At 61.4% G+C, this 21,424-nt stretch carries 20 protein-coding genes; 18 read left to right on the forward strand and 2 right to left on the reverse strand.

The window, feature by feature from the left end; all coding sequences use genetic code 11:
- Positions 1 to 96 precede the first annotated feature (96 nt).
- Entirely contained in the window at positions 97 to 3,606 is a 3,510-nt protein-coding gene (rne, locus tag DOM27_RS10500; protein ID WP_188113710.1) for a ribonuclease E, read from the reverse strand.
- Between the two features lie 775 nt (positions 3,607 to 4,381).
- Here rne and DOM27_RS10505 point away from each other — a divergent pair.
- The 3 genes from DOM27_RS10505 to sppA are packed head-to-tail and all read left to right on the forward strand — an operon-like array spanning position 4,382 to position 7,148.
- Entirely contained in the window at positions 4,382 to 5,329 is a 948-nt protein-coding gene (locus DOM27_RS10505) for an RluA family pseudouridine synthase (RefSeq protein WP_110655944.1), read from the forward strand.
- Position 5,330: 1 nt separating this feature from the next.
- Complete coding sequence (locus DOM27_RS10510; RefSeq protein WP_110656438.1) at positions 5,331 to 6,026, forward strand: HAD-IA family hydrolase; 696 nt, start codon at positions 5,331 to 5,333, stop codon at positions 6,024 to 6,026.
- A 48-nt stretch (positions 6,027 to 6,074) separates the two neighbouring features.
- Positions 6,075 to 7,148: a signal peptide peptidase SppA gene (gene sppA, locus DOM27_RS10515; RefSeq protein ID WP_110655945.1), complete on the forward strand. Its 1,074-nt coding sequence runs from the start codon at positions 6,075 to 6,077 to the stop codon at positions 7,146 to 7,148.
- Here the strand turns inward: sppA and DOM27_RS10520 are convergent.
- Positions 7,136 to 7,744, reverse strand: coding sequence for a Maf family protein (locus DOM27_RS10520; RefSeq protein ID WP_110655946.1), 609 nt, complete (start codon positions 7,742 to 7,744; stop codon positions 7,136 to 7,138). The genes sppA and DOM27_RS10520 overlap by 13 nt on opposite strands.
- 12 nt (positions 7,745 to 7,756) lie before the next feature.
- On the opposite strand from DOM27_RS10520, the gene DOM27_RS10525 reads away from it, so the two are divergent.
- From DOM27_RS10525 to DOM27_RS10595, 15 genes are all read left to right on the forward strand, one after another.
- Complete coding sequence (locus DOM27_RS10525; RefSeq protein WP_342588612.1) at positions 7,757 to 8,539, forward strand: YceD family protein; 783 nt, start codon at positions 7,757 to 7,759, stop codon at positions 8,537 to 8,539.
- Positions 8,540 to 8,570: 31 nt separating this feature from the next.
- Complete coding sequence (rpmF, locus tag DOM27_RS10530) at positions 8,571 to 8,741, forward strand: 50S ribosomal protein L32 (RefSeq protein ID WP_075561288.1); 171 nt, start codon at positions 8,571 to 8,573, stop codon at positions 8,739 to 8,741.
- 26 nt (positions 8,742 to 8,767) lie between these two features.
- Positions 8,768 to 9,886 (forward strand): phosphate acyltransferase PlsX, encoded by a 1,119-nt coding sequence (gene plsX, locus DOM27_RS10535; RefSeq protein ID WP_110655948.1) that lies wholly within the window; start codon positions 8,768 to 8,770, stop codon positions 9,884 to 9,886.
- 5 nt (positions 9,887 to 9,891) lie between these two features.
- The gene (fabD, locus tag DOM27_RS10540) at positions 9,892 to 10,854 is read left to right on the forward strand and encodes an ACP S-malonyltransferase (protein ID WP_110655949.1); all 963 of its coding nucleotides are present in this window, start codon (positions 9,892 to 9,894) and stop codon (positions 10,852 to 10,854) included.
- 8 nt (positions 10,855 to 10,862) lie between these two features.
- Complete coding sequence (fabG, locus tag DOM27_RS10545; protein WP_110656439.1) at positions 10,863 to 11,606, forward strand: 3-oxoacyl-ACP reductase FabG; 744 nt, start codon at positions 10,863 to 10,865, stop codon at positions 11,604 to 11,606.
- A 96-nt stretch (positions 11,607 to 11,702) separates the two neighbouring features.
- Entirely contained in the window at positions 11,703 to 11,936 is a 234-nt protein-coding gene (gene acpP, locus DOM27_RS10550) for an acyl carrier protein (RefSeq protein WP_071233058.1), read from the forward strand.
- 423 nt (positions 11,937 to 12,359) lie between these two features.
- On the forward strand, positions 12,360 to 13,598 hold the full coding sequence (gene fabF / locus DOM27_RS10555; RefSeq protein WP_110655950.1) for a beta-ketoacyl-ACP synthase II: 1,239 nt from the start codon (positions 12,360 to 12,362) through the stop codon (positions 13,596 to 13,598).
- Between the two features lie 4 nt (positions 13,599 to 13,602).
- Positions 13,603 to 14,409 carry an aminodeoxychorismate lyase gene (gene pabC, locus DOM27_RS10560; protein WP_110655951.1) on the forward strand — a complete coding sequence of 269 codons (807 nt, stop codon included), beginning with the start codon at positions 13,603 to 13,605 and terminating at the stop codon, positions 14,407 to 14,409.
- Positions 14,410 to 14,466: 57 nt separating this feature from the next.
- Entirely contained in the window at positions 14,467 to 15,471 is a 1,005-nt protein-coding gene (gene mltG, locus DOM27_RS10565; RefSeq protein ID WP_188113711.1) for an endolytic transglycosylase MltG, read from the forward strand.
- 52 nt (positions 15,472 to 15,523) lie between these two features.
- Positions 15,524 to 16,180 (forward strand): dTMP kinase, encoded by a 657-nt coding sequence (tmk, locus tag DOM27_RS10570; RefSeq protein ID WP_110655952.1) that lies wholly within the window; start codon positions 15,524 to 15,526, stop codon positions 16,178 to 16,180.
- Positions 16,171 to 17,154 carry a DNA polymerase III subunit delta' gene (locus DOM27_RS10575; protein ID WP_110655953.1) on the forward strand — a complete coding sequence of 328 codons (984 nt, stop codon included), beginning with the start codon at positions 16,171 to 16,173 and terminating at the stop codon, positions 17,152 to 17,154. The genes tmk and DOM27_RS10575 overlap by 10 nt, the downstream gene beginning before the upstream one ends.
- A 116-nt stretch (positions 17,155 to 17,270) precedes the next feature.
- The gene (locus DOM27_RS10580) at positions 17,271 to 17,606 is read left to right on the forward strand and encodes a PilZ domain-containing protein (protein ID WP_110656441.1); all 336 of its coding nucleotides are present in this window, start codon (positions 17,271 to 17,273) and stop codon (positions 17,604 to 17,606) included.
- 137 nt (positions 17,607 to 17,743) lie between these two features.
- Positions 17,744 to 18,550: a TatD family hydrolase gene (locus DOM27_RS10585; protein WP_110655954.1), complete on the forward strand. Its 807-nt coding sequence runs from the start codon at positions 17,744 to 17,746 to the stop codon at positions 18,548 to 18,550.
- Between the two features lie 61 nt (positions 18,551 to 18,611).
- On the forward strand, positions 18,612 to 19,145 hold the full coding sequence (locus tag DOM27_RS10590) for a DUF1285 domain-containing protein (RefSeq protein WP_245392668.1): 534 nt from the start codon (positions 18,612 to 18,614) through the stop codon (positions 19,143 to 19,145).
- Complete coding sequence (locus DOM27_RS10595; protein ID WP_110655956.1) at positions 19,142 to 21,424, forward strand: ATP-dependent helicase; 2,283 nt, start codon at positions 19,142 to 19,144, stop codon at positions 21,422 to 21,424. The genes DOM27_RS10590 and DOM27_RS10595 overlap by 4 nt, the downstream gene beginning before the upstream one ends.

Below are 21,424 nucleotides of genomic sequence, written 5' to 3' on the forward strand. Positions count from 1 at the left end.
CGGACCTCGAAACCCAATGGAGTCGATACCGTTAGACAAGAAAAAGCCCAGACAAATTGTCTGGGCTTTTCGCTTCCTGGGCGACGTTTCGGCCGATCAGTTGTCGCTCTGACCGCCTTCACGACGACGCTTTTCACGCGGGTCGTTGTGAGCCCGTCGCCGTGGCCGGCTCGGCTCATCATCACTTCCGGCAGCGGCGGCAGTCGCTTGGGTTGCCGAGGGAGTCGTCTGCGCCTCTAACGCCTGCGCTTCCAATGTCTTCTCACCGGCTTCGCCGTTGGCGGATTTCAGCGAATGCTCACTGGCTTCTTTCGGACGAACGGGCTCGGACGTCGCGTTTTTCCCATTCGGCGTGGCGTCAGTCTCCGGCGTAGCCGTAGTCACCGACGTTGCAGCTTCTGTCTTCGGTTCAGCCTCGGCAGCCCGCACTACAGAAGGCTTGTCGATCGCCGGTGAAGACACGGCCTCGTCACCGCTCGATGCCTTGTCATCGGCCAGCGTTTCTCCGCTGGTAGCGTCGGCGGGAGCAGTCGCTACTGGTGACGCATCAGCGGGGGCACGCTTCGGTGCTGCCTCATCGCTGGTCTGAGGCGACACGTCGGCGCGTGTAGAACGCGGTGCCAACTTCGGGTTTTCGCTCGACGACGTCTGGCCCTGGGCCGGCTGAGAAGTCCCGGTGTCGATATGACGCTCGCCCGGCTCGCGGCTGGTCGGCGTCTCGTTGGGCGATGACTCGCTGGCTGACGCGTTGGCGGGGTGCTCAACAGACGCGTCTGTCGCTTCGACGACCTTGCTTTCTGCGTTTGGCTTTTGAGACGGTGTCGGTGACGGCTGGATCACGTCCGCGGCAGGCGTCGGACTAGCGACATCGGACTGACTCCGGTTTTCGCTGCTCCGAGGCTCGGCGACCGGCATATCGGACTTTTCGGCACTATCGTCGGCAGCGGTCGCAGGCGCTGAAGTTGGCTTGTCTTGCTCGGCCTTTTTCGGCGCTTCCGAGGGCTTGCCTGCCTTCGGTTCGGTGGCCTTGGCTTCAGGACCCTGGGGCTCTGAGCTTTTGGCTTCGGTCGGCTTGGCTTCGCTTGGCTTCGCTTCGGTACCTTGGCGTACAGCCGTGGCGGTATCGGCCGCTGTCGCCGCTGCGTCCGTCTCCGGCGGCGTTGCTGCCTGTAGCCGCTGCTGCTCTTCTGCCGCCGTCGGGTTCAGGGCGTGCTTGCGTGAGCGATTACGCGGATTGTTACGCGTGCGCTTCGGCTTGCTATCGACGGTGTTTTTCGCGACGGACGGCGCATCGGAAGCATCGGAGCGTGACGGTTTGGCATTGTCAGGCTGGCTGCCGTTATCGGGTTTGGTCGCTTCTTGACCAGCGTCGCCCCCTGTCTTATCGGTCCTGCCGCCGCGATTGTCCTGGCGCGGCTGACGATTCTGGCTTTGACGGTTGTCGCTGCGCGAATCATTGCCGTTCTGACGATCGTCCTGGCCCCGACGACGACGGTTATTGCTTTGACGATTGCCGCCGTCGCTCCGTGCGCTACTTTCGTTGCGAGAGTTGCTGTCGCCACGAGAGTTGCCGCCGTCACGAGAGTTGCCGTCGTTACGAGCGTTGCTGTCGTTACGCTTGGTGCTAGCGTCGTTGCGCTGATCGCCGCGCTGGGAAGAATTGCGTGGCGATCGCGAGTTGCCCGAGCTGTTGCCGTTGCCTCCGTTGCGAGAGGTGCCTGCCGGCTGACTGTCGTTGCCGCTGTTCTGGCCACGTTGGCTGGGCGTCGTGCTCGGCTGCGGTACTTCTTCATCGGCCCGACGACGTCCGAACAGCCCTCGGAAGAGCTGCATCAGTCCTCCGTTGGCCTGGGGCTGCTGAGGTGCCGCGGGCATCGTCGGTTTGGCGTCGGCTGGTTTGGTCTGGCCGTTGCTGCGGGCCGGGCTGGAACCGTTACTGGATCTCGGTGTCGACGCTGGCGCTGATTGTTCCGGCTCCTGATGCAACGAGTCCGGCGCAGGGGCCGTATGCTGGACGGTCTGCACTGCTGCCTGAGTACGCTGAATCGGCTTGGCGAGCGTGGGCTCCGGCTCCTTGAGCAGCTCGCTGTCGACGGAGATCTCGAAGCTCGACTTGATTTCGTCGCCGTCTTCGGAAACGTGATCGTCACGGAAGCGCTGTACTTCGTAGTGCGGTGTATCCATTTCGGGGTTCGGCAGCAGTAGAACCTTGACGCCTTGGCGGCGTTCGACGTCAGAAAGGACGTTTCGCTTCTCGTTGAGCAGATAGGTCGCTACCGGTACCGGCAGGATGGCGCGAATTTGGGCGCTGCGTTCCTTCATCGCTTCTTCTTCGATCAGGCGCAGGATCGACAGCGCGATGGAGCGAACGTCGCGGATGGTACCCTGGCCGTCACAGCGGGGGCAGACGACACCGCTGGTCTCGCCGAGAGAAGGGCGTAAACGCTGGCGCGACATTTCCATCAGGCCGAAGCGCGAAATTCTGCCGATCTGAACACGGGCGCGATCGAGCTTGAGCGCATCGCGCACACGATTTTCGACATCTCGCTGATTGCGCGCCGGCGACATGTCGATGAAGTCGATGACAACCAGTCCGCCGATGTCGCGCAGACGCAGTTGACGGGCGATTTCATCGGCTGCTTCCAGATTGGTCTGCAGCGCGGTCTCTTCGATATCGGCGCCGCGGGTGGCGCGAGCCGAGTTGATGTCGATCGACACCAGCGCCTCGGTATGGTCGATGACCACTGAACCACCTGAAGGCAGCTTGACCTCACGCTGATACGCCGTCTCGATCTGAGACTCGATCTGAAACCGTGAAAACAGCGGCACATCGTCGGTATAGAGCTTGATCTTTTGCTGATAGGAAGGCATCACCTGGCGGATGAAACTCAGGGCCTCCTCGTGCACGTCCTTGCTATCGATCAGGACTTCACCGATGTCCTGACGCAGATAGTCGCGCATGGCGCGGATGATGACGTTGGATTCACGATAAATCAGGAAAGGGGCCGGGCGCTTGACCGCTTCGGTGGTGATCGCCTCCCACACCTGAACGAGATAGTCGAGGTCCCACTGCAGCTCTTCCGGCGAACGGCCGATACCCGCGGTGCGTACGATGACGCCCATCTTGTCGGGCAGGGTCAATTGACCCATGGCTTCCTTGAGCTGGCTGCGCTCTTCGCCTTCGATGCGCCGTGAGATACCACCAGCGCGGGGATTGTTGGGCATAAGTACCAGAAAGCGCCCGGCCAGGCTGACGAAGGTGGTCAGCGCTGCCCCCTTGTTGCCACGCTCTTCCTTGTCGACCTGGACGATGACTTCCTGGCCTTCCTTCAGGACTTCCTTGATGTTCGGGCGGCCCGATGGATCCTTGGAAAAGTATTCGCGGGAGATTTCCTTGAGCGGCAGAAAGCCGTGGCGATCGGCACCAAAGTCGACGAAAGCGGCTTCGAGACTGGGTTCGAGGCGTGTGATCTTGCCCCGGTAAATGTTGGCCTTTTTCTGTTCCCGGGCACCGGATTCGATGTCCAGGTCGTAAAGGCGTTGTCCTTCGACGAGTGCGACACGCAGCTCTTCAGGCTGTGTCGCATTGATGAGCATTCTTTTCATAGAGTCTCGCTAATTGAGCGTGCCGGTGGAAGGCGTGCTGCAATTGGCGACGACGAACCGCTAGCGGTCGTGCTGTGCTCGCGCACATGGATGAAGCGGCCCGGCAAGGTTGAAAGCGCGGCGTGTATCGGAACGAACTCAGCGTGAAACACATACGAGAACCCGCGTCAGAGGCTCGAGGAAAATCTCCGGAAGCCCCGTATCGAAGAGCCTGCAGCGGCCATTGATACGAGTTCAGATCGACGTTCGTCGAGACCAGTGGCGTGCTTGCTCGTTACCGTTGCATCGTTGCTTTCATGACTTGCTTTTCATGGGTGCTACACGAACATGGGTTGAGTACGAAACGGTGGCAGGACATGTCACGGTACGCTCTTCATCGACGTATCCGGTCCTGCAGACTGCCGTCTATATCACTTGGCATTGTTCGGTTCGGCGACGCCTTCCACTGGTACCTGTGGATTTCCCGCGAGCAGGGCGATCTGGGGTAACAGTCGCGCTCTCGAGTCGGGGCCTGGCGTTCCAAACGTGTTTTGATCACTCCAGCAGCCGTGAGCGGTTGGCTTCATTAACTCTCTGGAAGATCGAGACATTTATTCACTCCGGCCAGCATATCCAGTGGCTGGCGCCTGAATGGGCTCTCACCCATCGAGTGACTCGCAATATAACAGTAATGCCGAGGTAGCGGCAATTGAGCTCGCGCTGATGGTTGGGTGCGTTAGAATGGCGGCCGGCGGCGCGATGGTGTAGCCGCAGAGCGGCGTTTAGGGGGTCGAGGATGGCCGAAGGCCAGGAAGTTCAGTTTATCGAGGTCAGCGAGTCCCAGCAGGGGCAGCGTATCGACAATTTCTTGCGTACGCGGCTCAAGGGCGCGCCGAAATCGCTTATCTACCGCATCGTTCGCAAGGGTGAGGTGCGGGTCAATAAGAAGCGGGTCAAGGCGGACTATCGTGTCCAGGCCGGCGATCTGGTGCGGGTGCCGCCATTGAGGCTGGCCCCGGAGAGTGCGGTCAAGGAGGCCAGCGAGAGTTTGCGCAATCTCCTGGCCGGCAGCGTCGTCATCGAGGGTCCGGACTGGCTGGTGATCAATAAACCTTCCGGACTGGCAGTGCACGGAGGAAGCGGGGTCAAGATCGGATTGATCGAGGCGCTGCGTCAGGTGCGCGAGGACCTGGATTTTCTCGAGCTGGTTCATCGACTCGACCGGGATACCTCGGGATGCCTGTTGTTGGCCAAGAACCGGGAGTCGCTGCTGTCTCTCAATACCGCTTTGCGTGAGCGTCGCGTGGAGAAAGGCTATCTGGCTTTGGTGCAGGGGCGGTGGCCGGCGCGGCGCGACTACGTCAGTGCGCGACTGGATCGCTATGACGCCGGCAACGGCGAGCGTCGTGTCCGGGTGGATGACAATGGCAAAGTCTCGCGGACCCGATTCGCGGTGCGTGAAACCTTCCCGAAAGTGACCTTGATCGAGGCGGAGCCGGTCACCGGCCGCACTCACCAGATTCGGGTGCATGCCGCTCACGCGGGTCACGCGCTGCTGGGGGACGATAAGTACGGTACCGCGGAAGGTGGTTATCTCGCGCGCTCTCTGCGCCTGGATCGGCTGTTTTTGCATGCATTGACGCTGACCTTCCCGGACCCGAAAAGTGGGCGTCCCGTGCAGGTGAGGGCGCCGCTCGACCCCGAGTTGGAGAAGGTGCTGGAGCGTGCTCGCCATGGTCAGTGAAATGACGAGGGCCAGTGTCAATCACAGTGGGCGGGCACAACCTCGCTGCCGTTACCGGCTGGTCATCTTTGACTGGGACGGCACGTTGATGGATTCGGCTGATCGTATCGTCGCCTGCATGCAGATAGCCGCGCGTGAACTGCAGTGGGACGTGCCGAGCGCTGCTGCGGTTCGCGATATCATCGGTCTGGGGCTGCCCGAAGCGATGTCTCAGCTCTTCCCGGGTATCACCTCCGGTGAGCAGGATCGGTTGCGCGAGACCTACGGTCATCAGTTCCGCTTGGCCGACCGTATCCCGGCGCCATTTTTCCCCGGGGTCATCGAAGGCATCGAACGGTTGCGACGTGATTCGACCTGTCGACTGGCGGTGGCGACCGGCAAAAGCCGCCGCGGGCTGGATCGCGCCATGAGCCACGGCGCCTGCGGCGACTGGTTCGTGGCCAGCCGGACCGCCGACCTCACGCGCTCGAAGCCGCACCCGCAAATGCTGGAAGAGTTGCTGGTCGAATGTGACGCGACGGTGGAAGAAGCCGTGATGATCGGCGATACCGAATATGATCTGGAAATGGCACGGGCGATTGGCATGGATCGCGTCGCGGTGACCTATGGGGTTCACGAGCGTGGACGGCTGTTGCGCAGTGAGCCGCTCCTCGTTGCCGAGGACTTTTCTTCTCTCGCCGAGTGGCTGCTGGTCTGACGGTTCGTCGACAGACCCTGGGTGTTGGAAATCAGCAAGGAGAGATTGATGAGCGACGATCGGCACGATGATTGGACCCAGGGACCTGAGTTGAACTCGGAAGAAGCCGGGCGGCGCAGGGCGTCGCACTCGGGTGACGGCGAATCAACCGGTGCGGATAGCGATCCCGATACGGTGCGCTTGGCTGAAGTGCGGATGATGGACCGTTGGATCGGCGGGGTCCTGGCCGAGCAGCGTCGCTCTCGGCGCTGGAAAATTTTCTTCCGCCTGCTGTTTGCACTGCTCGTGATTGCCGGGCTCTGCCTGAGTGGCTACGCCATGTTCCTGGCCCAGGGCGAAGGGATGTCGGCCGGCAAGCGCCATCTTGGCGTCGTCGATGTCAGCGGGCCCATCGATGCGAACGGCCAGGCCAACGCCGAGCGCATCATCGAAGGTCTGCAGCAGGCGTGGAAGGATCCGGGCTCCGATGCGGTCGTGTTGCATATCAACAGCCCCGGCGGCAGTCCGGTGCAGTCGCAGCGTGTCTACGACGAGATTCGCTATTTGCAAGAGCAGGGCGACAAGCCGATTCTGGCGGTGATCGAGGATATCGGTGCCAGTGGCGCCTACTATATGGCATCGGCGGCGGATCGAATCTACGCCTCGCCGGCGAGTCTGGTCGGATCCATTGGCGTCATCAGTGCGGGCTTCGGCCTGGAGGGCGCGATCGACAAGGTCGGCGTGAAGCGACGTGTTTTCACGGCCGGCGAGAACAAGGCGTTCATGGATCCGTTCTCCGAAATTTCCCCGTCGCAGCGGGCGTTCTGGCAGTCGGTCCTGAATACGACGCATCGGCAGTTCATCGATGCCGTCAAGGCCGGGCGCGGCGATCGTCTCAGCGATGACCCCGAGCTGTTTTCCGGACTGATCTGGACCGGGGAACAGGCGAAGTCGCTGGGGTTGATCGATGACATCAGCAGTCTCGAGCAGCTGTCGAGAGCACGTCTCGGGGAAGTGAGCCTGAAGGACTACACGCCGTCGCTGGATCCCTGGTCGCTGGTCTCCAACAAGCTCACCAGCGCGGCGGCCCACTGGCTGGGACTGAGTAGCCCCGCATCGCCGGTGCGCTATCAGCTACCTTGACCGTTTCCCTGATAGCCTCTCAGCGGATTCACGCCTGCCTCTCTCAGCAGTTCGCACAGCTTGATGAGAGGTAGGCCGATCAGGGTGTTGGGGTCATCACCTTCGAAGCGCTCGAACAGCGCAATGCCAAGGCCTTCCATCCGAAAGCTCCCCGAGCTGTCGTACGGTTGATCATGGGAGACGTAGTCTTCGATCTCCTCGTCACTCAGCTTTCGGAACCAAACGTGGTAGGTCTCGTGAACGACGCGATGACGTCCCGCGCGGGTATCGATCAGGGCAAGGCCGGTCATGAAGCTGACCTGTTGGCCCGAGAACCGGCGCAGGTTGGCGCAGGCGGTCCCGAAGTCGCCAGGCTTTCCCAGAATGTCATCCTCGAAAAGCGCCAGCTGATCGGCGCCGATGATCAGGTGGTCGGTGTAATCGGCCGCAATTGCCTGCGCCTTGGAGAGTGCCAGTCGATGTGCCAGGGTGGCTGCATCTTCTCCTTCGCGGCGGCTTTCGTCGATTTCCGGGGCGGCCCATTGATAGGGGATTTCCAGTCGATCCAGCAGCTGTCGGCGGTAGCGGGAGCTGGAGGCGAGTACCAGTCGAGACATGGGCGTTTTCTCTTGTCTTCGGTCAATAAAAAGAGGCGTTGCCGCTCAGCGAAGGGCGGCATTGCGACAGGCCGGACATGGCGTGGAGCGGGCTACATCTCAGGCCATGCAGACGTTTTGTCGGATGCCGGTATTAAACACGGTCTTGAAACATGGGGTTTCGAACATGGTTTCTCGGCAGAGTTTGCAGCAACAATTTTCAACGACAGGATAGCGCGGTCCAAGCGCTTTGACAGAGGTCCAGTGAATCCCTATGATGTCGCGCCTATGTTGACCAGACGACTTCCTCCCACCGTTGAGCCCTATCGGGCAGCGGCAAATCGAGAAACCATCGAGGGGCTCGTTGACCTCGAGAAGCTGGCGCGCCTGGAAGACGAGGTTGGAGTGCAGCATGGCAGTGCCATCGTCAAGCTGCAGTTCGATGTCGACACCCAGCGACGTCATCTCATCGATGGGGAGCTGGAAGCGGATCTCATGGTGCCTTGCCGGCGTTGCCTGCAGCCCATGCCGGTGTCCGTGGTAAGTCATTTCAAGCTCGCGGTCGTCAGTGATGATGCCTTGGCGGCGGAAGTGCCCAGCGACTACGAGCCGGTGCTGGTCAACAACGAACAGCTGGACCTGCTGGGGGCGGTGGAGGATGAGTTGATTCTCAGCCTGCCCCAAGTGGTCTATCACGATGAAGCGGATTGCGCCGTTTCTCGTGAGCAGATGAGCAGCGGTGACGCTTCGATCGCTAAAGCGACCCGCCCTGACAATCCTTTCGACGTCCTCAAGTCGTTGAAAGGAAAAATTTGAACCTGAAAGACATTGACGTTGGAGTCATATCATGGCTGTTCAAAAAAACCGTAAGACCCGTTCCAAGCGCGGCATGCGCCGCGCTCACGATGCACTGACCTCACCGGCTCTCTCCAAGGATCCGGAAACCGGCACCACGCATCTTCGTCACCACGTAGCGCCGGACGGCTATTACCGTGGCCGTAAGGTCGTCGAAGTTTAACGAGACCTCAGGCGTTTCGTCAGGCAATGCGCATCGCTATCGATGCCATGGGCGGGGACTTCGGTCCCCGCGCCACTATTGGTGGATTGCTGTTGGCGCTGGCACGTCACCCTGAGCTCGAGCCTCTGGTTTTCGGGCCGCTAGAAGAGCTCGAGACCTTGATGGTGGCGCTGGCCAAAACGCCGTCAGATGCCGGTAGTGCCAAGCGCATTACGATTGTCGATGCTCCGCGAGTGGTGCTGCAATCCACGCCGCCGATGGAGGTTTACGACGATCCGACGGCAACCAGCCTTTACGGCATGCTGGAAGCGGTGCGCGAACAGCGGGCTGTCGCTGGCATTACCTGTGGCAATACTGGGGCGCTGGTCGCGTTGGCGCGGCGTGAATTGGGCAGCGTTGCGGGAATTTCTCGTCCGGCCATCAGTTCGGCAGTGCCGACCCGTCAGGGTGGGCGCTGCTACCTGCTGGACCTGGGGGCCAGCGTCGACGTGCATGCTCGGCACCTGGTCGATTTCGCCCACATGGGGGCGCTGATGGCGCGTGTGGTCGATGGTGTGGCAGTACCTCGAGTCGCGCTGCTCAACATGGGTGTCGAGGCGAACAAGGGCGTTGCCCGGGTACGTGAGGCAGATGCACTACTTAGAGCGCGCGGTAGCAGCGACTTCGATTACGTCGGTTATCTCGAAGGCGATGCCATATTCTCCGGTCGGGCCGATGTGGTCGTCTGTGACGGGTTCGTCGGTAACGCTGTGCTAAAGGCAAGCGAGGGGGTGGCTCAGATGCTGCTCAAACGGTTGCAGGCGACATTTGATTCCCACTGGTCGACGCGCCTGGTGACGTTGCTGGCGCGGCCGGCGCTGATGCGATTCAAGGCTCAGTTGGACCCGGTGCGTCACAACGGCGCGAGTCTGCTCGGGCTTAACCGCATCGTCGTCAAAAGCCATGGTAATGCCGGGCCAGAGGCCTTTGCCTTTGCCATCGACCGTGCAGTGCGCGAGGTGGAAGTCGGGCTGCCGGATCATTTTCGCGCTGCATGGTCTCAGAACGCAGCGACGCCTCTTATCTCGTCGACCGTTACCGACGGCCGAGTGGATAGCGGGTCTCGCGATTCGACGAGAACCGACGGTCCATCATTTCAAGGGTGAGCGCGATGACGCAATCACTGGCTTTGGTCTTTCCAGGGCAGGGTTCGCAGCAGATCGGCATGCTGCGAGAGCTGGCCGAGCGTTACAGTGTTGTACGCACGACCTTCGATGAAGCATCGGAAGCGTTGGGTTACGATCTCTGGCACGTCGTTCAGGAAGGGCCCGAAGAAAAACTCAATGCAACGGCCTGTACGCAACCTGCGCTGCTAACTGCCAGCGTGGCAATTTGGCGTGTCTGGCAGGAGCTTGAAGGGCCGCGTCCCGGCATGATGGCGGGACACAGTCTGGGCGAGTACAGCGCGATGGTCTGCTCCGGTGCGCTCGGCTTTGCCGAAGGTGTACGGCTGGTTCGTCTGCGTGGCGAGGCAATGCAGCAAGCCGTGCCGGCCGGTGTCGGCGCCATGGCCGCGATTTTGGGGTTGGACGACACGGCGGTCGAAATGGCCTGTCGTGATGCCGCTCAGTCAGAAGTGGTTTCCGCGGTCAATTACAACTCTCCCGGCCAGGTCGTGATTGCCGGTAATCAGGCTGCCGTGGATCGCGCGATGGCGCTGTGTCAGGAGGCGGGTGCCAAACGGGCGTTGCCGCTGCCGGTCTCTGTGCCCTCTCATTGTGCGCTGATGCAGCCTGCCGCCGAGCGGGTCGATGCTGCCATGGCGGCGTTGGATTTCAAGCTACCGCGCTATGCGGTCTATCAGAACGTCAACGGCCAGGTTGCACAGACGACCGAGGTGCTTCAGCAGCGTCTGGTCGAGCAGCTTTACCGTCCAGTACGCTGGACCGACTGTGTTAACGCGATGTTCGAAGATGGCGCCACCGTGTTCATCGAGTGCGGGCCGGGCAAAGTGCTGACCGGATTGAACAAGCGCATTCAGCGTCAAGCGAGGGGTATTGCGGTCAACGATCCCGATACCTTGGCTTCGGCGCTCGAGCTGGCGCGTGACGCGCTGGACGTACAAGAGCCTTGAGGGATGACATCATGACCGAACGTAGAGTTGCGCTGGTCACGGGGGCGAGCCGAGGCATCGGCCGCGCGGTAGCGCGTGAGTTGGGGCGCCAGGGACGCATCGTGATCGCGACGGCCACCAGTGAAGCTGGCGCCGGCAGGATCGACGACGACCTCAAGGCCGAGGGTATCGAAGGGTTGGGTCTGGCGCTCGACGTGACCGATCAGGCCAGCGTAGACGCCCTATTCAAACGCATCACCGAGGACTTCGGCGCACCAACCATCTTGGTCAACAATGCTGGCATCACGCGTGACAATCTGCTCATGCGGATGAAGGAAGACGAGTGGGATGCCGTGCTCGATACCAACCTCAAGTCCGTCTATCGTGTCTCCAAAGCCAGTCTCAAGGGGATGACGCGGGCCCGCTTCGGTCGTATCGTCAACGTCAGCTCCGTTGTCGCGATGATGGGGAATCTGGGGCAGGTCAACTATGCTGCTGCCAAAGCGGGCATGGAGGGCTTTACCCGGGCCTTGGCGCGTGAAGTGTCTTCGCGTGCGATCACGGTCAATGCCGTGGCCCCCGGCTTCATCGATACCGATATGACGCAGTCTTTACCGGAGGCGCAGCGTGAAGCGCTTCTGAAACAGATTCCGTTGGCGCGACTGGGCCAGCCGGAAGAAATCGCCGCCGCGATTGCTTTTCTCGCCAGCGATGCAGCCGGGTACATTACCGGCGAAACGCTGCAGGTTAACGGTGGCATGAACATGCGGTAATCCTCCCGCGACGCGGGTTGCGTCGTCTGGGGGCGGTCTATAAACTACCCGCAGCTTTTTAGCTGGCGGATTCGTACCACTAGGAGTAACGACATAATGAGCACCATCGAAGAGCGCGTGAAGAAGGTTGTTGCCGAACGCCTGAACGTCAAGGAAGAGGACATCCAGAACTCCTCATCCTTCACCGAAGACCTCGGCGCGGATTCGCTGGATACCGTCGAACTGGTGATGGCGCTCGAAGAGGAATTCGACACCGAAATTCCCGACGAAGAAGCTGAGAAGATCACGACCGTTCAGGAAGCGATCGATTACATCGTTGCTCATCAGTAAGCCTGGCGCGCTCCGCTGAAGGCGGGAAGCCAGGAAGGCTGATAGTATCGATGTCCGGAAAGCCGCTCTCATGTAGAGCGGCTTTCTGCATTCTGGGCGATCCGGCCGGGAAGAGGTGTCATGAAATGGATCGTCTGGCTCGGTTGTGCTGCCTAGGAGCTGAAGATCCGGGGGCGCGCAAGTCAGAGTCGAAAAACGTGGATCGGTGTTCGAGAGCGGTAATAGTGGAATTGTAAGGTCGAACGTTCAAAAGGTGTCAGCCCAAAGTCCCGGCTTACGACGCCCATCTCTCGGCTTGTTCAGGTATAATTCGCGCCAGTCGGGCCGAGGTGATAGCGGCGATCTGGTGGGACGATGACGGGCAAGACGTCGTCCTTCATGAGTCACGCCTCAGTGGCCATCAGGAAGTTCGGAGGAGATTCGATGCCGCGCAGAAGAGTGGTGGTGACCGGAATGGGGCTGGTAACGCCAGTCGGCAACACGGTCGAGGAGAGCTGGAAAAGCCTTCTCTCAGGGATGAGTGGCATCACGCCGATCGAGCATTTCGATACGACCGGCTTCAATACGCGGTTCGGTGGTGCGATCAAGGATTTCGATATTGGCGAGTATCTCAATCCCAAGGATGCTCGCAAGATGGACCTGTTCATCCAGTATGGAGTGGCGGCGGCAACGCAGGCGTTGCGCCATTCCGGAATCGAATGCACCGAAGCCAATGCCCATCGAATCGGTGTTGCCATCGGTTCGGGTATCGGCGGCCTGCCGATGATCGAACGTAATCACGACTCCCTTCGTAAGGGCGGGGCGCGTCGAATCTCGCCGTTCTTCGTGCCGGGGTCGATCATCAACATGATCTCCGGCAGTCTGGCCATTCAGCATGGCTTCAAAGGGCCCAATATCGCCATCACTACTGCCTGTACGACGGGCACGCACAACATCGGTTACAGCGCTCGTACGATCGCCTACGGCGATGCCGACGTGATGTTCTGCGGTGGTGCCGAAATGGCGACCACGCCGCTAGGCTTGGGCGGGTTCTCTGCTGCCAGGGCGCTTTCTACGCGTAACGACGATCCGCAGGCCGCAAGCCGGCCCTGGGATCGCGATCGCGACGGTTTCGTATTGTCCGATGGTGCTGGCGTGATGGTCTTGGAGGAGTATGAGCACGCCAAGCGTCGTGGGGCGACGATTCATGCGGAGCTGACCGGCTTCGGAATGAGCGATGACGCTTTCCACATGACCTCGCCGCCGGAAGATGGCAACGGCGCGGCGGCGTCGATGGCCAATGCCATTCGCGACGCCGGCATCGATCCCGCCGAGATCGATTACATCAATGCGCATGGCACCTCCACATCGGCGGGTGACGTGGCGGAAAGCCGTGCGGTGGAGCGGGTCATGGGGGATAGCGCTCGTCAGGTGGCGGTCAGCTCGACCAAGTCGATGGTTGGCCATCTGTTAGGGGCTGCCGGCGCCGTCGAGGCGATCTTCTGCGTGCTGGCGATTCGCGATCAGGTCGCGCCGCCGACCATCAATCTCGACAACCCGGATGAGGGTTGCGTGCTGGACTACGTGCCCAACACCGCGCGCGAGATGCCGATTCGCACGGCGCTGTCGAACTCATTCGGGTTCGGCGGGACCAACGGCTCGCTGATCTTCACTCAGGTCTAGATCGATGCACGACGTGGCAGTGCCGATCGACGATCGTGGTCTGGCCTATGGCGATGGGCTGTTCGAGACCGTACTGGTTCGGGATGGACAGCCGTTGTTGTGGGGCTATCACATGGCTCGCCTCGAGCGGGGGATCGATCGATTGGCTCTGCCACGGCCGAACTTCGATGCGTTTCATGCGCTACCGGCTCAATGCGGGCCGGGTCTTCGAGTTCTCAAGCTAATACTGACGCGCGGCAGTGGCGGGCGGGGTTATCGTCCACTCGAGACCGCCGGCCTGCGGTGGCGCTGGACGGACTCGCCATTTCAGCCGTCGCCCGGGCGTTGGTTCGAGGGCATCTCTGTACGTTGTTGCGAACTGCGCCTGGGTATTCAGCCACGCCTGGCCGGTATCAAGCATCTGGCTCGGTTGGAGAACGTACTGGCGCGGCAGGAATGGCAGGACGACTCGATTGCCGAAGGGTTGCTCTGCGACAGTCAGGGGTATCTGGTCGAAGCTACGGCCATGAATCTGGTCTGGTGCCGAGAGGGCCGGCTCGAGACACCGTTGCTCGATCGGTGCGGTGTCGAGGGTACGCTGTTGAATGCGCTGGATGACGTCGTCGATCTCGATCGGGTACGCGTCGGGCTCGACACCTTGCTGGCGGCTGACGCCGCCTGGCTGATCAACAGCGTTCAGGGCGTGTGGCCCCTTCGCCGGCTCGATGATAGCGTCGGCAACACTCTCAAGCAGTGGTCGCTCGAATCGAACGATACTTTCCGCCACGCTGCCCATCGGCAGTTGGGTTATCCGCTGAATCTCGGCGATTGACGCTCGTATCATGCCCAAAAGCCGTCTTTGCGCGGCTTCCGGCGATTAAGGATAAACATGCGTGTCCTCAAAATTCTGATCGTGCTGCTGGTGGTGGCGACGATCGCGGTCTTTGGCGGGTTTCACTACTGGCAGAAACAGCTCGATGCACCGATCGCGATCGACCAATCGACGATCTACGAGGTGCCTCGCGGCGCCGCATACACCCAGGTCGTGCATGACCTCGCGAGCCGCGGCATGATCGATGCGGCGTGGCCCTATCAGCTGCTTGCGCGCATCGCACCCGAAGCCACCCAAGGGTTGCGTGCCGGAGAGTTCGAACTCGAACCGGGGATGAACGGCCGTCAGCTCATCGCGCATCTCTCCAGCGATCAGGTCGTCACCTATCGGCTGACGATCCCGGAAGGTTGGACCTTCAAGCAGATGCGCCGGCTGCTGGATCAGGCACCCAAGCTCGATCACCGTACTCAGGGCATGAGTGACGATGACGTGATGGCGAAGCTAGGGCATGGCCAGACCTATCCAGAAGGCCAATTCTTCCCTGATACCTATCGCTATCACAAAGGTGTGACGGATACTGAAATTCTTCGTCGCGCCTATGATCGTATGCAACAGACCCTGGCTAGCGTCTGGGACGAACGCGATGACGGCCTGCCCATCGATTCACCCTATCAGGCGCTGATCCTCGCCTCGCTGATCGAACGGGAAACCGGCGTGCCCAACGAGCGCGGCGAGATCGCCGGGGTGTTCGTACGCCGGCTGCAGAAGGGCATGCGGCTGCAGACCGACCCCACCGTGATCTACGGCATGGGCGACAGCTACATCGGCAACATCACCCGCGCCGATCTTCAACGCCAGAACGCCTACAATACCTACGTCATCGAAGGCCTACCTCCAACTCCGATCGCGATGCCGGGATTGGGTTCGCTAAAAGCTGCCGTTCATCCGGCAAAGGGCGATGCGCTCTATTTCGTGGCGAAAGGCGATGGCTCGCACCAGTTTTCCAGGACGTTGCAGGAACATAACGCTGCCGTCCGGCGCTATATTCTGAATCGCGATTGAGATCGCGGGGCTTACATCCACGACACCGACCACAGCGACGAGACGACACCGCATGAGTGCAGGCGATATCGAACAGCGGACCGGCCGCTTCATCACGCTGGAAGGTGGCGAAGGCGTCGGCAAGACGACCAATGTCACTTTCGTCTGCGATTGGCTGACTTTGCGAGGGATCGAGGTGGTACGCACCCGCGAGCCCGGTGGCACGCCCGGTGCCGAAGCGATCCGCGAACTGCTGCTGGACCCCACGCGTGAAGAGGCCTGGAGCGACGACGCCGAGCTGCTATTGGTCTTCGCGGCCCGCGCCCAGCATCTCGCCGAGCGCATTCGTCCGGCGCTCGAACGCGGCGCGTGGGTCGTCTGCGATCGCTTCACTGACGCCACTTTTGCCTATCAGGGCGGTGGCCGCGGTGTGGATCTCGATCGCATTCGCACGTTGGAGGCGCTGGTCCAGAATGGTTTGCAGCCGGATCTCACGCTACTGCTCGATGTTCCACTAAGCGTCGCCGCGCAGCGGGTGGCCCAGCGTGGCGCGCAGCTAGATCGCTTCGAGCGCGAGCGGGATACGTTCTTCGAAGCCGTGCGGGATACCTACCTGGCGCGAGCCAACGACGACGCGCGCTTCGCGGTCATCGATGCTTCCCCTTCGCTGGAACAAGTCCAGCACGCCATCGGCCAGTGTCTCGATCAGCGGTTGGCCACATGGCTATGAATCCATTGCCATGGCAGCACGATCGTTGGCGAAAGCTGATCGAGCTCCAGGATAGCGGTCGTCTTCCGCATGCCTTGCTGCTATCGGGGCCGCGCGGCATCGGCAAGCAGCCGCTGGTCGATGCGTTGATTGCGCGGACCCTGTGTCGAGCGCCCGGCGACGTTGCCTGCGGCGAATGCCACGGCTGCCGGATGTTGGGGGCAGGTTACCATCCCGATCTGCTCAGCGTGGGGCTGGTGGAAAAATCCCGGCAGATACGCGTCGATGCGATTCGCAAGGTCAACGGCTTCGTTTCCCAGACGGCTCAGCAGGGTGGCTATCGCGTTATCCGGATCGAACCGGCCGAGGCGATGAACGTCGCCGCTTCGAACGCGCTGCTGAAAAGCCTCGAGGAGCCGGGCGAGCGAACCTTGTTCATTCTGGTATCCGATACTCCCTCGCGGTTGCTGCCGACCATTCGCTCTCGCTGCCAGCACTGGAATCTGGTGGCGCCACCGCTGGAGCAAGCCGAACCGTGGCTACGCGAACGCCTGGGGGATAGCGATGAAGCGCGCTTCTGGCTGCGCGTCGCCGGCGGATTGCCGCTACTGGCCGAGGAGCTGGCGGGCGCTGACGCTCGCCAGCTGCGCCAGGATATGCGCGAACTCTTCGATGCGCTGGTGCGGGGCGGGGAGCCCGTCGGCGAAGCGGCCAGGCTCGATGCGCAGGCACTCGATCGCATACTATGGTACGGCATCGCCTGGCTCGAAGACCTGATTCGCCTCGGTTTATCAGGCGATCCACAGCAAGTGCGTAACAGTGATCTACTGCCGCTCTTTCGCCAGGCGGTCAAGAATGCTCGGGTTCGCGATTGGTTCCGGTTGCTCGATTACGCTCGAGAACAACGTCGTCTGGTAGCCGCCGGGGGCAATCCGAACCCACAGCTGGTATTCGAAGCCTGGCTGGTTCGCTGGTCGGCGTTGCTGAGGTCCTGAACAAGCGCTTTGGCCGAGAGCTCTTATCAAGAGCCCGGGACAGAGCGCCGGGCCGATAAGCCGATGAACGTCGGGGTCTCGACAACGATGCGTCAATGATGCGGAAGGTGAAACCGATGAATGCCCAGAAAGCGCTGTCGTTGACGATCCGCGACGATGACACCCTGCGTAGTGCCTACATGCCATGGTTGGAACGTGGAGGATTGTTCGTGCCAACCGAACTCGACTATCGGATGGGCCAATCTGTCCATTTGTGGGTCACGCTGCCGGATGAAAGCGGACGCTTCCCCGTCGATGGCGAGGTCGTATGGCTGACCCCGAGCGGCGCCAGCCATCGCCTGGTTGGCATTGGCGTCCATTTCAGCGCCGATGATCACACGTTGCGCGAGCGTATCGAAACTCGGCTGCGGTCTGCGAAGGGTAGTGGTGGCGCCACCAGTTACACCCTCTGACCGTCGGCAGGTCCCGATGGCTTGTCAGCGCTGCCCATTCGGTTCCTGTCAGGCTCAGGCGTTTCCTCCGTGTCGCACCGCATTGCCAGAAAGACCTACTGTTTCGTTCCACGTTTCATTTCATTATGGAAGTTTGCATGTTCGTCGATTCCCATTGTCATCTCGATCGTCTCGATCTGACGCCCTACGACGGCGATCTCGATCTGGCCCTGCAGGCTGCTCGGACCCGCGGCGTTCATCGTTTTCTGGCGATCTCGACATCGCTGGAAGGTGCCCCGAATCTGGCCGAGATCGCGCGACGTCATGATGATGTCGATATCAGCGTGGGCTTACATCCGCTGCATGAGGTGGCAGTGGAGCCCGATAGCGAGGCGATTCAGGACTGCGCGGACCGCTACGGTGCGGTCGCCATCGGCGAAACCGGCTTGGATTTCCACTACGACAGCGTGCCGCGAGAGACCCAGCACCGGCGTTTTGTCGCCCACCTTCAGGCCGCTCACGAGCTCGAGCTGCCCGTGGTCATTCATACCCGCGAGGCACGCGACGAGACGCTGGCACTGATTCGCCAGCACATCGATCCGAAGGTCGGTGGCGTGCTTCACTGTTTTACCGAAGATCTCGACATGGCGCGGGAGGCGGTAAGATCGGGCTTCTATATTTCACTGTCGGGGATCGTCACGTTCGCCAGCGCCGATGCGCTGCGCGACGTAGCACGCCAGGTGCCGCTGGATCGCTTATTGATCGAAACCGATAGTCCGTTTCTGGCACCGGTACCCTATCGCGGCCGTCCCAACGAGCCGCAGTGGGTCGTCGAGGTTGCCGAGAGCATCGCGCGCGAGCGCGGCATTACCGTTGACGAAGTGGCGATGCAGACGCGCGCCAACTTCTATCGGCTATTTCCCGGCAGCGCGCCCGACGCTCGAGCCGACAATCCATTCGGTTGATAACGCTCATTGCCAGAGGATGCCTCCATCCGGATGCGGGCGTCGTCATACGGAGACCCTAGTGAAACTCGATACGCTGTTTCAACAGTTCGATGGACAGGCCATACCGCCGCTCGAGCAGTGGGATCCACCTTCGTGCGGCGACATGGATCTGATCATCATGGCCAGCGGTGACTGGGTTCACGAGGGCTCCCCAATCCGGCGTCCGGCCCTGGTCAGCTTGTTGAGTCGAGTCCTGCGACGTGAAGCCGACGGTGGCTACTACCTGGTGACGCCGGCGGAGAAGCTGCGCATCGTCGTCGAGGATCTACCGTTGCTTGTAATAGACGCCGATCCGGTCGGTTCCGATTGGATGGCAACGACAGCCTGTGGTGACCGTGTGCCGCTGGACGTCGGTCATCAACTCCATCTGCTGAAGACGCCGACAGGTGATTTGCTGCCAGCGTTGCCCATTCGGCATGGTTTACAGGCACGCCTGCATCGCAATCTGTTCTATCGCTGGGTAGAACTCGCTGAGACGCACGGCGACGAGGTGGGGCTGTGGAGTGGTGGCGTATGGCACTCGTTGGGTCGCTCTGACGCCGGGGTGCCATGAACGAACTTGTGAATTCGACGTCATCCGAGATCGCACCGGCTGGCGGCTTGACCCCCGAACAACGCGCGGTGGTCGACCATCGGGAGGGTCATGCGAGAGTGGCGGCAGTTGCCGGTGCCGGCAAGACCACGACGCTGGTGAAGCGAGTGCTTCATCTGCTCGCTGGTGGCGAAAACCCGCGGCGCATCCTGGTGTTGATGTTCAATCGCGCGGCGCGCGACGACTTTCGGGCCAAGCTGGCGCGGGAGGCGCCCTCTGACGTCGTGCTGCCGGAGGTGCGCACTTTTCACTCTATCGGCCATCGCTTGACCCAAAGTCTGACCCGCTGGGGTTATCTACCGCCGCGCCAGCTGCTGCAGGCGGACTGGCAGCGAGAGCGGTTGCTACGTCAGGCAGTGATGCAGAGCCTGGAATCTGCCGACAGCGAAACCCGAGAGGCCGCGCTGGATGCGGACCGGCTCGAGGCGTTCGGCCAGTTCTGTGACCTGGTCAAGGCTGAGGTCGCCACGCCGGCCGAGCTGTTCGAGAAGCTTGGCTACACCGGCAGTGAGCGTCACTTCATCGATGCCTTCGATGTGGCCGAGTCGTTGCTGGAATCTGCCGGGCAGATGACTTACGCGGATCTGCTCTATCGGCCGTTGCAGTGTCTCGAGCGCCATTCCGAGGCGCGTCGCCGCGTCGAGGGATTTCTCGGCCACGTCATCGTCGACGAGTACCAGGACATTAATGAAGCCCAGCTGCGGCTGCTCAAGTTACTGTCCGGCGATGCGGCGCAGGTGATGGCAGTCGGCGACGCCAATCAGTGCATCTATGAGTGGCGGGGCGCACGGCCCGACGCGATGCTGGCGCGCTTCGATGGTCTGTTCGGTCGGGCCAGCGAGTATCCGCTTTCTTACACGTTTCGCCACGGCCATGCGCTGGCGCTGGCGGCCAATCATGCCATTCGCGGCAATCGCCAGCGCTGGGATCAGCTCTGTCTGGCGGCGCCCGGCAATCCATTGACTCGATTACAGGCAGGCGCCGGGGCCGCCAAGCTGCTCGAGGCGCTGCAGCGCTGGCATGCCGATGGCCGGCGCAGTGACGAAGCCTGCGTACTGGTCCGCAGCTGGTCGTTGTCGGTCTCGGTGCAGCTTCAACTGCTGCGGGCCGGCATACCGTTCCGTCTTGCCCAGGAAGAGCGCTTCGTGTTTCGGCTGCCGTTAGTGCAAGCGTTGGCGGGTTATCTCCAGTTGGCGCGTGAACCACAGCGGCTGCACGATCCCGCCCATTTGATTCTGCTGTTCTCCCAGCCCACGACGTTCGTCGCCCAGGATCGCGTGCGCCGTCTGGTCGATGAACTGGTCCGTAATCAGCAGTGGCCGGCTCGCGAGGCCTCGGTGCTGGTCGGGCTCAAGCCCGGCCAGCGTCGCCACCTCAAGCGGCGTTGGCAGCTGCTTTGCGAGTTGCCCAAGCTGGCGGCCTGGCCACCGGCCAAGCTGCTCGAACACGTCGTCGACGCCATCGATGCGGAAAAGGTATTGCGCCGTTCGGCCGCACGCCGGGAGAAGGGCGACGATGACGTGCGGCTGCTCGATGTGTTGATCGAACAGGCTGGCGAACTGGCCAATGATCCGGCTGCATTCATCGAGCTGCTGCGCAACCCGGTAGAAAATCGGCCGGATGGCGTGCTGATCAGTACCGTTCACGGTGCCAAGGGCCTCGAGTGGCCTCTCGTCGCCGTATGGGGGCTCAATGAGGAGGATTTTCCCCATTTCAGCCGTGACAATCCGCTCTCGCCGGAACGGCTGGAGGAGGAGCGTCGCCTATACTACGTCGCCATCACTCGGGCTCGGGAACGCTTGCTGCTGATACACGATGGCGGCGATCATCGACCGAGTCGCTTTCTCGAAGAGACCGCGGTAGAGGACTGCAGTCGAATCGATCGGGCGATCCGGGAAAACAGCGAGGTTGCCGTGGCGGTTCGCGAGCCGGAAATGATCGGTGCTTATCTGGCGCGCATCGGCCTGGAACGCCCTGAGGGACGATTGACGCTGCAGGCCCGGGAGTCAGCAGCACCGCCAGCCGAGTTCGGCATTGGTAGCGATTCGGGCACCGCTTCCCGCATGGCCTGGCAAGTCGGAGATCGTTTGCAGCATGCAAGCTTCGGCGAAGGCGAGGTGCTGGTGGTCGAGGGTAACGCTGCCAACCCGGTGATCGATGTCCGCTTTGAGGCTGCCGGCCGCCGCCGCTTGATCGCGACACGGGCGCCAGTGACCAAACTGTCCGGAAACGGGAGATAA

This window comes from Salinicola halimionae, from assembly GCF_003206065.1.
In the GTDB taxonomy this organism is placed as follows: Bacteria; Pseudomonadota; Gammaproteobacteria; order Pseudomonadales; family Halomonadaceae; genus Salinicola; species Salinicola halimionae.